The following is a 14,699-nucleotide window of genomic DNA, read 5'->3' as shown; positions in this document are numbered from 1 at the left end:
GTGCCGGATGGTGGCGGAGGGCAGCGTCGCATCGACCGTTGCAGCTGATTGCTCTGTGCATGCTGCTGTGGCTGTGCGGAATCACATTTCTCACGCCGACGGTTGCTGCCAACACTGCAGAAGCGGTCGAACGCCGCTACGTCACGGCGCCACCTGCACCTGGGAGTCAGTCGGATGAGGCGGTGCAGGCAAAGACGGTGGGTTGCCTGTCATGCCATACGCAAACCGATTCCAGCACGATGCACTCCAACCCGGCGGTGAAGCTCGGTTGCACCGACTGTCATGGTGGCAACAGCGCTGTCAGCGTCCAGGCGGGTTTATCGCGCGACTCTGCTGGCTACCAGCAGTCGATGGAGTCCGCGCATGTGCTACCGCGGTTCCCGGCGGAGTGGAACTATCCCTCCAGCGCCACTCCGCAACGGAGCTACACATTGCTGAACCGCGAAAGCCCGGAGTTCGTGCGTTTCATCAATCCGTCCGACTACCGCGTGGCGCGCGAGTCGTGTGGCGCTTGCCATATGGATGTCATCGAAGCATCCGTCCGCAGCATGCATTCCACCGGTGCCATGCTCTGGGGCGGCGCTGCGTACAACAACGGCATCCTCGATTTCAAACAGTACATTCTGGGTGAGTCCTACGATCGCAATGGCGTCGGCACGATGCTCAAGGGACCGGCGATTCCTGCGGGACTGGCGAATGAGGCGGCGATTGCCGGCATCCTGCCGCAGCTGTATCCGCTGCCGATGTGGGAGACGGTCAGCCCCGGCGACATCTTCCGTGTGTTCGAACGCGGCGGACGGAATATCAGCAACCTGTTTCCCGAGACGGGATTGCCGAATGCGGCTGGCCAGCTGCAGCGGATCGAAGAACCGGGCCGCCCGGATACCCGGCAATCGAATCGCGGCCCTGGTACCGGTGCACGCATCTCGGTGCCTTTGATCAACATCACCAAGACACGACTCAACGATCCACTGACCTGGTTCGCGGGAACCAACGATCAACCGGGCGACTATCGGCATTCCGGCTGCGCCTCGTGTCATGTCGTCTACGCCAATGATCGCGATCCGCGTCACTCCGGTGGCTATGCGAAGTTCGGTCATGACGGCAGGACCCAGACGGTGGATCCCACCATCAGCAAGACCGAATCGGGACATCCGATCTCGCATTCGCTGACGCGGTCGGTGCCGACCAGCCAGTGCATGATCTGTCACATGCATCAGCCGAACATGTTCATGAACAGTTTCCTCGGCTACACGATGTGGGACTACGAATCGGACGCGCCACGGATGTGGCCGGAGCAACAGCAGTTTCCGACCGCGGAACAGGCTCGCGCAGTGCTCGATCGCAATCCGGAAGGCGCTGCCCCCCGCGGCAAGTGGGCCGATGTGGACTTCCTGCGCCAGGTGTCGGAAATGAATCCGCAGATGAAGGATACGCAGTTCGCTGACTATCACGGGCATGGCTGGAACTTCCGCGCCGTGCACAAGCGCGATCGCAAGGGCAATCTGCTCGATGCGGTTGGCAACAAGATCGACGACGACGATCCGCAGAAATTCAAGAAAGCGGTGCACATGTCGTCAGCGCACGTCGATGCGGGAATGCATTGCGTCGACTGCCATTTCTCGCAGGACGGTCACGGCAATGGTTATCTCTACGGCGAGGTGGCAGCCGCGGTCGAGATCGACTGCAAGGATTGTCACGGCACTGCGCTCAAACTGCCGAACCTGTTCACTTCGGGGCCGGCCGCGCTCGGTGGCGGTAACGATCTGACGGCGATGCGCACACCCGATGGGCGACGGCGTTTCGAATGGATCGGTGCCGATCTGTATCAGCGCTCGATGATGGATCCCGCGCTGGAGTGGAAGGTCAGCCTGGTCAAGAACGTGGTCGATCCGGCGAGTGCGGACTACAACGAGAAGGCGGCACGCGCGAAGCTCATGAGCCGCGATACCTCGACATTGCAGTGGGGCAAGAGCGTCGCGTCGAAGGATCTCGCGCACGGCGATGACACGATGGAGTGCTACGCCTGCCACACCTCGTGGACGACAAGCTGTGCCGGTTGTCATCTGCCGATCGAAGCGAATGCAAAAACGGAACGCCACCACTACGAAGGTGGCGAGACGCGCAACTACGCGACCTACAATCCGCAGGTGGCGCGGGAAGACATGTTCCTGCTCGGCAAGCGCGAGCTGGCGGCGGGCGGGAAGATCGCACCGGTGCGTTCGACCTCGGCGCTGGTGCTGTCATCGACCAATGCGAATCGCGAGAAAATCTACATACAGCAACCGCCGGTTGCAGCCAGCGGCTACAGCTCGCAGGCCTTCAACCCTCACTACCCGCACACGGAAAGGAAGACTGAAACCAAGACGTGCACGGACTGCCATCTGTCGAAGGACAACGACAACAACGCCATCATGGCGCAGTTGCTGATGTTCGGAACGAACTTCGTCAACTTCGTCGGCTACAACGCCTACGTGGGCGGGCAGGGCGAGATCAGCGCCGTCACTGTGACTGAGTGGGACGAGCCGCAGGCGGTCATTGGCAGCTACCTGCACCGCTATGCCTATCCGGACTGGTACAAGCAGCATCAGGAGCGGAATCGCCAGTTGCAGCACGGATTCAGTCACACATCAGGAACGGCCGGCTGCCTGCAGTTGCGCGGCGAGTATCTCTTCGTGGCCGAAGGCAGCAAGGGCATGCACGTGTACGACGTCGCGGGCAACGCGAACAAGGGCGTGTCGCAGAAACTGATCCGCGCGCCGTTCAGTCCGCTGGGCCATGACACGCGCATTGCATCGGCGAATGCGACCTGCATGGCGTTGCCGACCAATCAGCCGATCCATCCGCCACGCAACACCGGCGAGAAGATGCGGGTCGACAATCTCGAGCAGCCGTTCCATCCGCTGTACAACTATGTCTACATCACCGATGCGCGCGAAGGACTGATCGTTGCCGATGTGAACACGCTCGGCGATGGCGAACCGCGCAACAACTTCCTGAAACGCGCGGCGACCTGGAATCAGAACGGTATTCTGAATGACGCCCGCCACATCACGATCGGCGGTTACTACCTCTACATCGCGACGCCGCGTGGCATCGCAATCGTCAGCGTCGATGATCCGCTGCGACCGGCATTGGTTGCGCAGGTACCGCTCGTGGATGCGCGCGCCTCGGCACTGCAGTTCCGCTATCTCTTTGTCACAGATGCGCAGGGTCTGCAGACGATTGACGTAACCAATCCGCAGCAGCCGCAGCTCGTGCCGGACAACATCGTGCGACTGCGCGATGCGCAGCGCATTCATCTCGCACGAACGTATGCCTACGTTGCCGCGGGTGCGGACGGACTCTCCATCATCGATATCGAGCGTCCGGAGTCGATCCGTGAATATCAGCGGCTCGGTGCGAATGAAGGTTTGACCGATGCGCGTGACGTGATCGTCGCCAGTACGAATGCCTCGCTGTTCGCCTACGTTGCCGATGGCAAGGGCGGGCTCAAGGTGCTGCAACTGACCTCGCCTGAATCGCAGCCGAAGTTCTATGGCTTCAGTCCGGAGCCGAAGCCCCAACTGATCGCCAGCTACGCCACAGGCAAGCCGGCGTTGAGCCTGTCCCGCGGGCTCGAACGCGATCGCGGCGTCGACGAGACGGGCAATCAGATAGCGGTCTTCGGTCGCCGCGGAGCGCGTCCTTTCAATCTCGGTGAGATGCGCCAGCTTTTCCTCGATGACTCGGGCAAGCCGTGGTACGTCACGGATGTGCCACGCCAGACCGAACCAGGCAGCCGCGGAAGCACGCCATGAACGGTCGATCACGGATCATTCACTCTCTGCTGTGCGCGCTGGCGGCTGGCCTTGCGATGTCGCTCGCGACTGCGGCAGAGCCGCGTGTGCTGGATGCCAGACACATGGGTGTTGCGACCTGTGCAGCCAGCATGTGTCACGGCAAGGCCGCGCCACAGTCGGGCAGGAATGTGGCGCTGAATGAGTACCGGACATGGCTGCAGCACGACCGGCATGCACAGGCCTACCGTACGCTGGAGTTGCCGGAGTCGCAGCGGATCGCGGCGAACCTCGGCCTTGCGAATGCGGCGACGGCCAAGATCTGCCTCGATTGCCATGCGGACAATGTGCCGGCGTCGCAGCGCGGTCCCAAGTTTCAGCTCAGCGATGGCGTCGGCTGCGAGGCGTGTCATGGTGGCGCAGAGAAGTGGCTGGAAAGTCACGCTGCCGCATCGGCTACCCACAAAGGCAATGTTGCACGCGGCCTGTTGCCGACCGAGCATCCCCAAGTGCGTGCTCAGGTCTGCCTGTCCTGTCATCTGGGTACCAAGGATCGTCTTGCCACGCACGCCATCATGGGCGCAGGTCATCCGCGCCTGAGCTTCGAACTGGAAGCCTTTACGGCCAATCAACCGTCTCACTACACCGTCGACGAGGACTACGTCGAGCGCAAAGGCAGTATCGAGGGGGTGAACCTCTGGGTCACCGGTCAGGTTGAAAGCGCGCGTCGCACGCTCGAACTCCTGCAGACCGATCTGTTCCATCCGGGCGGCCTGTTTCCGGAGCTGGCGTTCTATGACTGTCACAGCTGCCATCATCCGATGGACGAGATTCGCTGGAACGCGCAACGCGCGGAGTTGGAAATCCAGCCCGGCACGGTTCGATTACAGGCGCAGCACTATGTGGTGTTGCAGGCCCTGACAGAGGCGCTCGAACCGGCGGCACTTCCTGAGCTGACCGGCCTGGTGAATGCATTGATCCGTAGCAGCGAGAAAGACCAGGTACGCGCGGCAGCCAGATCGCTGCAGGAATGGATAGCGCGCCGGGATGTGTTGAGTCGCCGGCAGTATTCGCGCAATGAAGTGCTCGCAGTGCGCCGCATGTTGATCAACTACGCCACGTCGGATCGGGCGGGCGACTACGCGAGTGCCGAGCAGGTGGTGCTCGGTGTCGAAAGCCTCAGCTATTCGCTGGGCGACCGCGACAGCAAGAATGCGGCGCTCGATGCACTTTACAATGCAGTGAAGAACGACACCGAATTCAGTCCGCAGCAGTTCGCGACCGCTGCCAGGAATGTTCAGCGTCAGTTCTGAACCACAAAAGAAGAGAACAACATGAGAGCCGAGCAGGGCGAACGACGGGAAGGCGAGTCGTGATGCGTCACGCGGGTCGCACGCATCCAGGCCGACGGGGTGGCCAGAATGAAGATGCCATCGGCTGGGATGAGTCGCGGCGGCTGTGGTTCGTCGCCGATGGGATGGGCGGCCATGAGCGCGGCGCCGTCGCCAGCGCGATCGTGAAGCAGACATTGCTGGATGCTGCGATGACGCCATTGGCGCAGGCGGTCAGCAAGGCGCACCAGAACATCAACACTGTGTCAGCGCCGAGCGGCGGCAACATGGGTGCGACGGTCGTTGCGTTACGCATCGCGGCTGGGACCGGCGAGATCGTCTGGGTGGGCGATAGCCGCGCTTATCTGTGGCGCGACGACCAGCTCAGCGCGGTGACACGGGACCACTCGTTTCTGGAGTCGCTGCGCGATCAGCAGCAACTGACTGAGGCGCAACTGCGGGGTCATCCCAACCGGAACCTCGTCACCCAGACGCTCGGATTGGGCACTCCCGTGCCGTCGGTCAAGCGTTTACCACTGCGTCGCGGTGACTGGCTTCTGCTCTGCAGCGACGGTCTCAATGACGAGTTGGAAGACGCCGAGATTGCTGCCACATTGCGCAATCATTCATCGCCCGAGAATGCGACGGACGCGCTGATTGCGGCGGCGCTGGCGAAGGGCGGGCGCGACAACGTCAGCACCATCGTGGTGGAGTACGCCGGTCGGCAGGGCGCAAGCTCCCTGCTCCGGTTCGGGCAGCACCTGAAACAATGGCTGCCCGCACTTGTCGGCGTAATGGCCGCAATGATCGTCGCGGGTATCTGGTTATGGCTGTATGGGACCTAGGTTCGCGCCGCACGTAAATCGTCGGCAATTGCTCGCCGGGAGCGGAAATAGATCTTGATCACACCTGTTCGGACACTTTTGAACGAGAATCTTGCGCTGCAGCGCTAAGCAATCGATATGTCTGACACTCAACCATTTTTCATCAAGATCGCGGACGGCCGTGAGATCCCGCTCAAGCCCGAGATGTCCATCGGCAGGCAGGCGGAATGCGACCTGCAGCTGATCGACGGCCATCCATCGCGGCGCCACGCCAGGGTGACGGTCGCCGAGGACGGCGTGTGGCTGGAGGATCTCGGCTCGGCCAATGGCTCGTTCGTAAACGGTGCGCGGGTGAATGGTCGCGTGCGGCTCGCTTCCGGCGATCGCCTGCGGTTCGACGTCGAGGAGTTCGATCTGCGCATTCCGGTTGCCGCGGTCGTCGACGATGGCAAAACCATCTTCCGCGCCGATGAAGCACCTGCGCTGGTTGCGCAGAGCAATCTCGCCGAGCGCCGGCCCGGCGCATGGGCGGATCCGGACTCACTCGCCGATGCCGCCAACAAGACGAAGTTCATCGATCCGGCGCAGCTCAAGCAGATGATCGATACCGCGCCGAAGACGGCGGGTTCTTCCGCAGCATTCGATGGCCCACACCTGCAGGTCGTGTCGGGCAGCCGTGCCGGCCTCACGATCAGGATGACGGTCGGTGAGTCGGGTGTTCGCGAATGGAATATCGGCAGTCAGTCCGATCGCGAAGTGCAATTTCATGACAGCGGCGTCTCGGCCCTGCATGCGCGAATCGTCAATGAAGGGGTGCGCTGGAAAGTCCTGGACCAGATGTCAGCCAACGGGACCTTCGTCAATGGCAAGCGCAGCAACGTCAGCTATCTGACCTCCGGCGACCGGTTGCGATTCGGACCCGTGGAATGCATCTTTCATACGGCGGATGCGGCGGCTCCTGCGGGAAGCGCATCGGTGAGTGACGATGGCGCGCGGAGCAAACGGATCATCGGTGTCGCTGCGTTCGTGGTCACGCTGGTCGTCATAATAATCCTGGTCAGGTTCGTTCTTTAGGGGAGGCCAAGCATGTCCCGTCCGACTGTCGTCGAGTTGAATTTCCCGGAATTCAAGCGCGCACTGGAGAACGCCGTGGCGCAGGGCACCCGTATCCTGCCGCGCGAGAAAGATCGCTGGGAGGCGTACGTTGCCGCCAACCAGATTCGCGAACTCAACTTTCAGGCGTACGCGCGCGGCAAGTTCGACAATCTCGAACCTGTGATCATCGACGCGGGTCCGCCCTGGGGCGGGTACTACCTCTGGTCGACCGCGGAAGAAGTCGTGATGCGCTGGCAGCGACCGTCAACAGATCCGACGCCGTAGAAGTGTGACTCCGGCACGGGGTCCCGGTCTCTGGTCCATTGGCTACCCGCGCGGGCTTTGTGTTAGAAATCAGCTCCGTCGGGTGGGAATCCGCAGGCATCGCCAGTGATCAGAAAGATAACCTTAAAAAGTCCATTGGCCGCCGACCAGCTGCTGGTCCGTGCTGCGAGTGTTACCGAACAGCTCGGTCAACCCTTCGACATCGATCTGGACCTGCTGAGTCCGGACGAAAGCCTCGACTTCGACGATCTGCTCGGCCGCGAGATCACGCTGTCTGTGCTGCTCGATTCCGGAGAGCCACGACACTTCCATGCCTATATCGCGGAGTTTGCGCAGGTGGGTCGCCTTGGCGATTACGCGACGTACCGCGCGCGCGCCGTGCCGTGGCTGTGGTTCCTGACCCGCACCGCCGACTGCAGGATTTTTCAGAACCTGAGTGTTCCGGAGATCGTGAAGCAGGTCTTCAAGGAACACGGCTACACGAACGTCAAGGACACGCTCACCAAGAGTTACCGCAAGCGCGACTACTGCGTGCAATACCGCGAGACGGATTTCAACTTCGTGCAGCGCCTCATGGAAGAGGAGGGCATCTACTACTACTTCAAGCACACGGACAGCACCCATACGCTGGTGCTGACGGATTCGTACAGCGGGCACGAGAGCTTCCCGTCCTACGAAACGATCGAGTACTTCCCGCCGTCCGAGAATGCCCAGCGCGAGAAGGACCACATCCACGACTGGCAGCGGCAGCGCAACGTCCAGCCCGGCAAGTACGTGGTGATGGACTATGACTTCATCAAGCCGCGCGCGCAGCTGAAGACACAGTACGTGCAGAAGCGGGACTTTCCGAAGTCCGACGCGGAGATGTTCGATTATCCGGGCGGCTTCAACATTTCCGCCGATGGCGATCACTACGCACGCTCGCGACTCGAATCGCTGCAGGCGCAGTACGAGCGCCAGACCGGCACCGGCAACGCCCGTGGGTTGGCCACCGGTTCGCTTTTCAAATTGACGGGCTATCCGCGCAAGGATCAGAACAAGGAATACCTGATCGTCGGTGCGGTTCATCGCCTGCACGCAGGCGACTACGAGTCCGGTACCAGCGGCACGCCGGACGACTACACCTGTTCCTTCGATGCCATCGATGCGAAGGAGCCGTTTCGCACCCCGATCACGACCCGTAAACCGGTCGTGGGCGGTCCGCAGACGGCCACGGTCACGGGCCCGAGCGGCGAAGAGATTCACACCGACAAGTACGGGCGCGTGAAAGTGCAGTTCCACTGGGATCGCGAAGGCAAGCGCGACGAGCAGAGTTCCTGCTGGGTCCGCGTCTCGCAGATCTGGGCCGGCAAGAACTGGGGCTGGATGAGCATCCCGCGCATGGGCCAGGAAGTCGTCGTCGACTTCCTCGAAGGTGATCCGGACCAGCCGCTCATCACCGGCCGCGTCTACAACGCCGACAACATGCCGCCGTTCGACCTGCCTGGCAACAAGACGCAGTCGGGCCTGCGCACGCGCAGCACGCTGAACGGCACTGCCGACAACTGCAACGAGATCCGCTTCGAGGACAAGAAAGGCTCGGAGCAGCTGTTCATCCACGCGGAAAAGAATCAGGACATCGAGGTCGAGAGCGACGAGACGCACTGGGTCGGGCACGATCGCAGCAAGACCGTCGACCATGACGAGACCACGCACGTCAAACACGACCGGACGGAGACGGTCGACAACAACGAGTCGATCACGATCGGCAAGGATCGCACCGAGAACGTCGGTTCGAATGAATCGATCACCATTGGCAGCAACCGCACGGAAAGCGTCGGCTCCGATGAATCGATCTCGATCGGCAAGAACCGCACCAAATCGGTCGGCTCCAGCGAGTCGGTCAGTATCGGCAAGGATCAATCCTTCAGTGTCGGCGCCAACCGCACGGCGAGTGTCGGCAAGGACGATTCGGTGTCGGTCAGTGCGAACCGCACGAGCCAGATCGGCAAGAACGACGACCTGACAGTCGGCGGCGACCGCGCGGCATCCATCGGCAAGAACGATGCACTGTCGGTAGCCAAGAATCTGACGATCAACGCGGGCGACCAGATCACGATCAAGACCGGCTCCGCGAGCATCACGATGAAAAAGGACGGCACCATCGTCATCAAGGGCAAGGACATCACGCTCGAGGGCAGCGGCAAGATCAACGTGAAGGCATCCAGCGACGTCGTCCTCAAGGGCAGCAAGGTGACGCAGAACTGAGGCAGTCATGGAGATCGGTGAAAGCATTGCATCGCCGTTGTTCGATCCGCTGACGGCGACCTGCCCGTTCAAGGTCGAAGGTCCGGATACGTCTGACGAAGAGACAGAACAACCTGCCGACGACGATCTCGAGGCTGCCGACGCAATCCAGGAGAACAACGGTGGCGTTCTCGGCGAAAACCTGGCGAAGGGCTCGCCAGCCGGCTGGGGAAAGGGCGGCACGATCAACAAGCTGTTTCAGCCCTCGGACATGGAGAAAGCTCCGCGTGTGGACTCCACGACGGACCCGGTTCACAGGGTCAACGTTGGCAGCAGGGACTACGGTTACGTCGTCGCTGCGCATCATCTGATTCCCGGGGAAGCCGCGCTTGCGCCCAGCAAGCTGTACAAGGGATACATGAAGAAGGGAGGCAAGGTGACGACGCCAGCCGGGCGGTCGTACACGCTGAAGACCAACATCGGTTACAACGTCAACGGCAATCACAACGGCGTCTGGCTGCCCGGCAATTACGCCATCCGCAGGAACAAGCCGCAGTTGAATTCGACCGGAAGGACCTGGAAGGAATTGATCGTCAGTGATCGAACCTGGTGCTACGCCTACATGACCGCTTGTGTCGAACAGGCTGGCGGTCAGTTTCACGATTCGCACACCCACTACAGCGACGCCGTCCTCGATATCCTGGACAAGGTGTATATGAAACTGGCGGCTCATCAGGATTCCTGCAAGGAATGCGAGGGAAAGACTGAGATCGACCCGCCGTACGTGCTGAAGGCACGCCTCTACCTGCTGTCGAAATATCTGCGAATGCAGGTGCGGCTGAAACCGGGCGTGTGGAAAAACCCATGGATCACTTCTGATCGGTTCAAGAACGATCTGATGGTGCATGGGCGCGTGGCGCCACAGCAGGTCGAGTTGGGGGTGATTCCCCTGGGACCGGGCGGTGGATCGTGAGCCGGGGAGTCCAATACTTCGTGCTTGGCTGCGAAGGAATCTTCCCACCCAGCACGTTGCGCGTTCGCCCTGACTTGCCCCGCGGACCGTGGATGACTGGGCAGCGGATCACCTATGAAGTCAGCACTCCGCTGGAATACGGACTCCATCCCTCCTATCCAGGTGAACTGCTGCCGTTCTACAAATCGGCGGCGCCATTGATGCATGAAAGGCTGCTCGATGTGATCACGCGGGCGGGCGCCGACAATCTGCAATTGTTCGATGCAGTGCTCGACGATCCACAACGCTCGATCCGGCATACCGACTACAAGGCGGTCAATGTGATCGGCCTGGTGGCGATTGCCGATCTGGCGAAATCGCAGACGATGGGTACGTCCGATTCGGAACGGATCGATGTGGATTTTCACCGGCTGGTGATGCGGGAACAGATTCCCGGCGAGCACCTCATCTTTCGCATGGCGGAGTCGGTGAATGCCATCGTGGTCCATGAACGGATCAAGCAGCGTATCGACGCGGCCGCCGTTCCGGGGATGACGTTCTATGCATCCGGCGAGTGGAGCGGTTGAGGTCCGGTCAACGTTCGATCAGTTCGATATCGACCGGGTTCGATCGATAGTCCCGCAACTCGACGTGGACCGTGTACATCGCGCTGCGCGCAGGCAGCGCCACGAAGTCGATCAGGTTGGGATTGAAGTAACCGCCCGAGGCCAGGCCCTGCAACGACTGCGGCTCGTAGGGTTCGTCTTCGACCGGCGGCGGTTCGTCCGGGCTCGAATCGAGTTCGACGATCGGACCTGAGTAGGATTTGCCGCTGCTGCGATCCACCGCGACCAGCTTCATGGGCTCGCTGACACCCTGTACGCTGGCTTGCGCCATGAAGAAACCGCAGATCGGTACGGCCGCGAAGGCGCCATGGTCGCCCACGGTCTCGCCGGCCTTGAAGTACACGCGGTTCGGCGCCCGGATCACGATGCCACGCCAATCCGGTGCTGCAGGTTCCGGCGGCGAACAGGCAATCCGTTCGTTGGCGTTCAGAGGTACATCGGCGAACACGGCAGGTTCGATCTGCATTGCTGTCTCCGGTTGACCTCGCGTGGGCGAGGCGGATTTTTCGTTGGCGGGATTTTCCAGGGCACCACAGGCCGACATTCCCCAGATCGCCAGCGCGCAGAGATAACTCCGGCGCAGCGCGGATGTACGCACACCCATTCCTAGAATGCGGTCCATCCGGCGCTCAGGTCCTGCTTCAGCACCGCCGGGGCGCAGTTGGAACAGAAGGCGGAGATGCCGTTGGTCGCGCCGAACATGACGCACGAGCCGCTCGCGGACCCGTAGTCTGCCTGTACCGGCAGGCTGTGGTGGCAGTGGCTGCCGACATGGCCCTTGCCGCTGTATTGCGTGCTCACACGATCCGGTCCCTTGCCAGTGCCGTCCGCCACCATGTTCAGTTGATGGCCGATCTCGTGGATCATGGTCTGATTCTGGTCGCCGGTGGATTTATTCTTCCACCACGCGCGCGTGCAGACGCACACGATATTGCCGCTCAGGGAAATACCGCCGCGCATGCGGTTGACCCAGTTGACCTTGAGCGTGATCGTGCCCTTGGCTTCGGGCAGACCGCTGACCTTGATCTTCACCTTGCTCCACATGTCGGGGCTCGACGGGCTGCGGGGCAGGGGTGTGCAATCGGCTTTTGCGATCGTCACATCGTCCGTGCCGGCTGTTGCACCGTCGGCCAGGAAGCTGGCTGAGATGAACCAGTCTTCTCCGGGCACCAGGTCGTGCCACAGATATTTCGTGGCCGGGGGTGTCTTCGAGGCATCGACGATGGGGATCTGGACGTCGGCCTTGCCCGGTCCCGTCTCCACGTCCGCCAGCGTGAGCTTGCGGTCTGCATCCTTCACCGCGAGGTGATCGGTGTAGGCGACCGCAATCACGTACGGCGCTTTACCCGGCCCTTCGGAGCCGTTGTACGCTGCACGCGCCTTGGTCTTGAAGTCGTTGTTGTCGGCGGTGGCGTTCGAGATGTTCGGCATGTGATCCATCTCGACCGCCGGCAGCCCGACGAACTCGATCCTGTGCTTGGTGAACTCGCCCACGAGTCCCGCGAGGTTGCGTGCGACGGCGCTCAGGCCCTTCATTTTCAGTTCGACGTAGTAGGCCAGTCGCTGTGTGCTGATCGCGCCGCCGCGCGCTTCGTTGCCGTCTGCGTCGGTGCCTACAGGATGGTAGCTGTCGTTGCCCGCGATCGCGACGAAGAAATCCTCTTCGACGATCTTCGAGCCGTCGCTCTCGGTGGTGTAGGACTTTTCGGTGTCCTGATATTTGAAATTCTCGTTACGGCCCTTTTCGCCGCCCGTGTACTGGGCATTGCTGCTGCCGGGTTCGAGTTTGAGCTTGAAGCTGTGCGCGCCGGGTTTGTTGAAGGTCACCTTGATGCGCAGCTTGCGGCCCAGGCGCTCTTCATCGTGCACGCGTGTGTTGTCCACCCATTTGGCGTCCCTGGGCAGGTTGACGAACTGTTTGCCGCCGCCAACCGTCTTGCCTTCGCCATGGACGATGATGGCGGACACGATACGGGGCTTCTCCTCCGTGTCCGATGTGGGCACGGGGATCGCGATGCTTTCACCGATCTCCATGGTGTCGTCAGCCCATTGCGTTCTTGTCGTTGTGGAACAGCGGGTCGGCGAGGCGGCAGACGTTCTTGCCTTCGAACTTCACATCGAAGGAATACATCATGAATTCGCAGGTACCCTTGATCTTGCTGCTCATGACACCCGTCGCCGAACCGGCTTCATCGCCGCTCGACATCATGTACTTGGCATCCTTGGTCATTGGCATCTGACCGTCGGTCTTGACGGACGTCGGACCCGACGAAGTGTTCGACGATTGTCCGATGTTGGGATAGGGAATCGGCACCGGTCCAGCGGGTGTCGGCGTCTTGCAGACATCCGGGAATACCGGGCTCTGACCGCTGCTGCCCTTGTGGGACACACCGCGTAGATTGGCGAAGACGGTTCCCGGCATACGAATGATTCCTGTCAGTGACCTGTCGACGAAAGTAGAGCACAGCCGCGGGACTCATGATCGGACGCGGCCCACACGAATGCGGAGCCGGATCGGCTGCCGTCGCCCAGCGCCGTCGCGGCCAATGCCGTGAGGATCGCACCGGTCGCAGCGCCAGCGTCCCCGTACTTGTCGGCCGGGTGCTCCACGGCCATCGCCGGAGCGAAAAAATCCCGATGCCGCAACTGCGCCACGCCCCAGAGCTTGGCGTCGAAGCTCTCGCCGTTGAATCCGGCGAAAGTCACGCCCACGGGCGGCGGCGAACCCTGCAACTGGCCACGCAGGAGGTGCATCGCCTCTGCCAGTCCTTCACCGCGAGCAGGTGCTGAGCCATAGCGATGTCCCGGATCGTCGACGTGCGCGACACCATTGACGGCGACACCGGTTCCTTCAGCACTGAGCGCGAGAAACGCGGCGCCTTCGCCGGGAATGAAACCATCCATGACGCGCGGGCCCAGGACGCGGCCTTCGTCGCCGAGGACGCCGAGCAGGTGCAGATCCAGGAACGAATCGATGCCACCGACGATCACCGGTGAGGAAGGATCACTGCGCAAGGCGTCGCGCGCTGCTTCCAGTGCCAGCAGTGCGGCGGCCCGGCCTTTGGCAATCACGACGCTGTTTGTCGCATCGATCGGCACGCCCGTGAGCATCTGCAGATAGTTGGGAAAGTGTCGCAGCCACGGCGCTTCGGCAGCCGCAAGCTGCGGTAAGCCGACGAACAGCCGCAGCGGCGCTGTCGTATCGATTGCGAGGTCCTGCAGCACAGGGGTCGCGATCCTGAGCATTCGTCTGGCACGCGCCGGAAGTGGCAGCCGGTCGATATCGGGCGTGAGCATGCCCAACGCGTCTTCGGGGACGAGCCCCATCTGGATCGGATCGAAGTTTCGATCCAGCAATTGCGAGTCGCCGATTCGTGCGATGCCCGCTCGCGCAGACGCCCAGACCTGCGGGCTGCCACGGCCAATGGCGCACAGGATATTGCTCGCTGTGATGATGGCAGTCGTCATTGACGTGATCGCCCAGCGAGGCCAAGTGTCACCTTCTCGACCTTCAGCACCTGCCGATCGCAGGGCAGGGCAGCGCGCCAGGTCATGCAGAGTCGATTGGCATCGGGTTCGAT

General features: G+C 61.7%; 12 protein-coding genes. 8 read left to right on the top strand and 4 right to left on the bottom strand.

Annotation, left to right across the window (positions count from 1 at the left end; all coding sequences use genetic code 11):
* The first annotated feature begins 59 nt into the window (after window positions 1–59).
* From VIZ63_RS12240 to VIZ63_RS12205, 8 genes are all read left to right on the top strand, one after another.
* Window positions 60–3,800 (top strand): hypothetical protein, encoded by a 3,741-nt coding sequence (locus VIZ63_RS12240; protein ID WP_349261183.1) that lies wholly within the window; start codon window positions 60–62, stop codon window positions 3,798–3,800.
* Window positions 3,797–5,092 (top strand): multiheme c-type cytochrome, encoded by a 1,296-nt coding sequence (locus VIZ63_RS12235; protein ID WP_331609914.1) that lies wholly within the window; start codon window positions 3,797–3,799, stop codon window positions 5,090–5,092. The genes VIZ63_RS12240 and VIZ63_RS12235 overlap by 4 nt, the downstream gene beginning before the upstream one ends.
* Window positions 5,093–5,154: 62 nt before the next feature.
* Complete coding sequence (locus VIZ63_RS12230) at window positions 5,155–5,955, top strand: PP2C family protein-serine/threonine phosphatase (RefSeq protein WP_331609913.1); 801 nt, start codon at window positions 5,155–5,157, stop codon at window positions 5,953–5,955.
* A 117-nt stretch (window positions 5,956–6,072) separates the two neighbouring features.
* A complete protein-coding gene (locus tag VIZ63_RS12225) occupies window positions 6,073–7,008 on the top strand; it encodes an FHA domain-containing protein (protein ID WP_331609912.1) in 936 nt (311 codons plus the stop codon).
* Window positions 7,009–7,020: 12 nt separating this feature from the next.
* Window positions 7,021–7,314 carry a hypothetical protein gene (locus VIZ63_RS12220; protein ID WP_331609911.1) on the top strand — a complete coding sequence of 98 codons (294 nt, stop codon included), beginning with the start codon at window positions 7,021–7,023 and terminating at the stop codon, window positions 7,312–7,314.
* A gap of 105 nt (window positions 7,315–7,419) precedes the next feature.
* The gene (locus tag VIZ63_RS12215; RefSeq protein ID WP_331609910.1) at window positions 7,420–9,561 is read left to right on the top strand and encodes a type VI secretion system Vgr family protein; all 2,142 of its coding nucleotides are present in this window, start codon (window positions 7,420–7,422) and stop codon (window positions 9,559–9,561) included.
* A gap of 7 nt (window positions 9,562–9,568) precedes the next feature.
* The gene (locus VIZ63_RS12210) at window positions 9,569–10,513 is read left to right on the top strand and encodes an AHH domain-containing protein (protein ID WP_331609909.1); all 945 of its coding nucleotides are present in this window, start codon (window positions 9,569–9,571) and stop codon (window positions 10,511–10,513) included.
* A 92-nt stretch (window positions 10,514–10,605) separates the two neighbouring features.
* On the top strand, window positions 10,606–11,079 hold the full coding sequence (locus VIZ63_RS12205) for an imm11 family protein (protein ID WP_331609908.1): 474 nt from the start codon (window positions 10,606–10,608) through the stop codon (window positions 11,077–11,079).
* Between the two features lie 7 nt (window positions 11,080–11,086).
* On the opposite strand, the gene VIZ63_RS12200 is transcribed toward VIZ63_RS12205, so the two are convergent.
* The 4 genes from VIZ63_RS12200 to VIZ63_RS12185 all read right to left on the bottom strand — a co-directional run bounded on the left by VIZ63_RS12200 (window position 11,087) and on the right by VIZ63_RS12185 (window position 14,586).
* Complete coding sequence (locus VIZ63_RS12200) at window positions 11,087–11,584, bottom strand: hypothetical protein (RefSeq protein ID WP_331609907.1); 498 nt, start codon at window positions 11,582–11,584, stop codon at window positions 11,087–11,089.
* 140 nt (window positions 11,585–11,724) lie between these two features.
* Complete coding sequence (locus tag VIZ63_RS12195) at window positions 11,725–13,152, bottom strand: hypothetical protein (RefSeq protein ID WP_331609906.1); 1,428 nt, start codon at window positions 13,150–13,152, stop codon at window positions 11,725–11,727.
* A 7-nt stretch (window positions 13,153–13,159) separates the two neighbouring features.
* Window positions 13,160–13,540 carry a DUF4150 domain-containing protein gene (locus VIZ63_RS12190; protein WP_331609904.1) on the bottom strand — a complete coding sequence of 127 codons (381 nt, stop codon included), beginning with the start codon at window positions 13,538–13,540 and terminating at the stop codon, window positions 13,160–13,162.
* Window positions 13,541–13,554: 14 nt separating this feature from the next.
* Window positions 13,555–14,586 (bottom strand): hypothetical protein, encoded by a 1,032-nt coding sequence (locus VIZ63_RS12185; protein ID WP_331609903.1) that lies wholly within the window; start codon window positions 14,584–14,586, stop codon window positions 13,555–13,557.
* Between the last annotated feature and the right edge of the window lie 113 nt (window positions 14,587–14,699).

Source organism: Povalibacter sp., assembly GCF_036520495.1.
GTDB lineage: Bacteria > Pseudomonadota > Gammaproteobacteria > Steroidobacterales > Steroidobacteraceae > Steroidobacter.
This window is presented reverse-complemented; position numbering and strand designations above follow the sequence as displayed.

Excerpts from the sequence above, each read along its gene's own strand:
- VIZ63_RS12240 (WP_349261183.1), top strand. The coding sequence starts at position 60 with ATGCTGCTGTGGCTGTGCGGAATCACATTTCTCACGCCGACGGTTGCT.
- VIZ63_RS12235 (WP_331609914.1), top strand. The coding sequence starts at position 3,797 with ATGAACGGTCGATCACGGATCATTCACTCTCTGCTGTGCGCGCTGGCG.
- VIZ63_RS12230 (WP_331609913.1), top strand. The coding sequence starts at position 5,155 with ATGCGTCACGCGGGTCGCACGCATCCAGGCCGACGGGGTGGCCAGAAT.
- VIZ63_RS12225 (WP_331609912.1), top strand. The coding sequence starts at position 6,073 with ATGTCTGACACTCAACCATTTTTCATCAAGATCGCGGACGGCCGTGAG.
- VIZ63_RS12220 (WP_331609911.1), top strand. The coding sequence starts at position 7,021 with ATGTCCCGTCCGACTGTCGTCGAGTTGAATTTCCCGGAATTCAAGCGC.
- VIZ63_RS12210 (WP_331609909.1), top strand. The coding sequence starts at position 9,569 with ATGGAGATCGGTGAAAGCATTGCATCGCCGTTGTTCGATCCGCTGACG.
- VIZ63_RS12205 (WP_331609908.1), top strand. The coding sequence starts at position 10,606 with ATGACTGGGCAGCGGATCACCTATGAAGTCAGCACTCCGCTGGAATAC.
- VIZ63_RS12200 (WP_331609907.1), bottom strand. The coding sequence starts at position 11,584 with ATGCAGATCGAACCTGCCGTGTTCGCCGATGTACCTCTGAACGCCAAC.
- VIZ63_RS12195 (WP_331609906.1), bottom strand. The coding sequence starts at position 13,152 with ATGGAGATCGGTGAAAGCATCGCGATCCCCGTGCCCACATCGGACACG.
- VIZ63_RS12190 (WP_331609904.1), bottom strand. The coding sequence starts at position 13,540 with ATGCCGGGAACCGTCTTCGCCAATCTACGCGGTGTGTCCCACAAGGGC.
- VIZ63_RS12185 (WP_331609903.1), bottom strand. The coding sequence starts at position 14,586 with ATGACGACTGCCATCATCACAGCGAGCAATATCCTGTGCGCCATTGGC.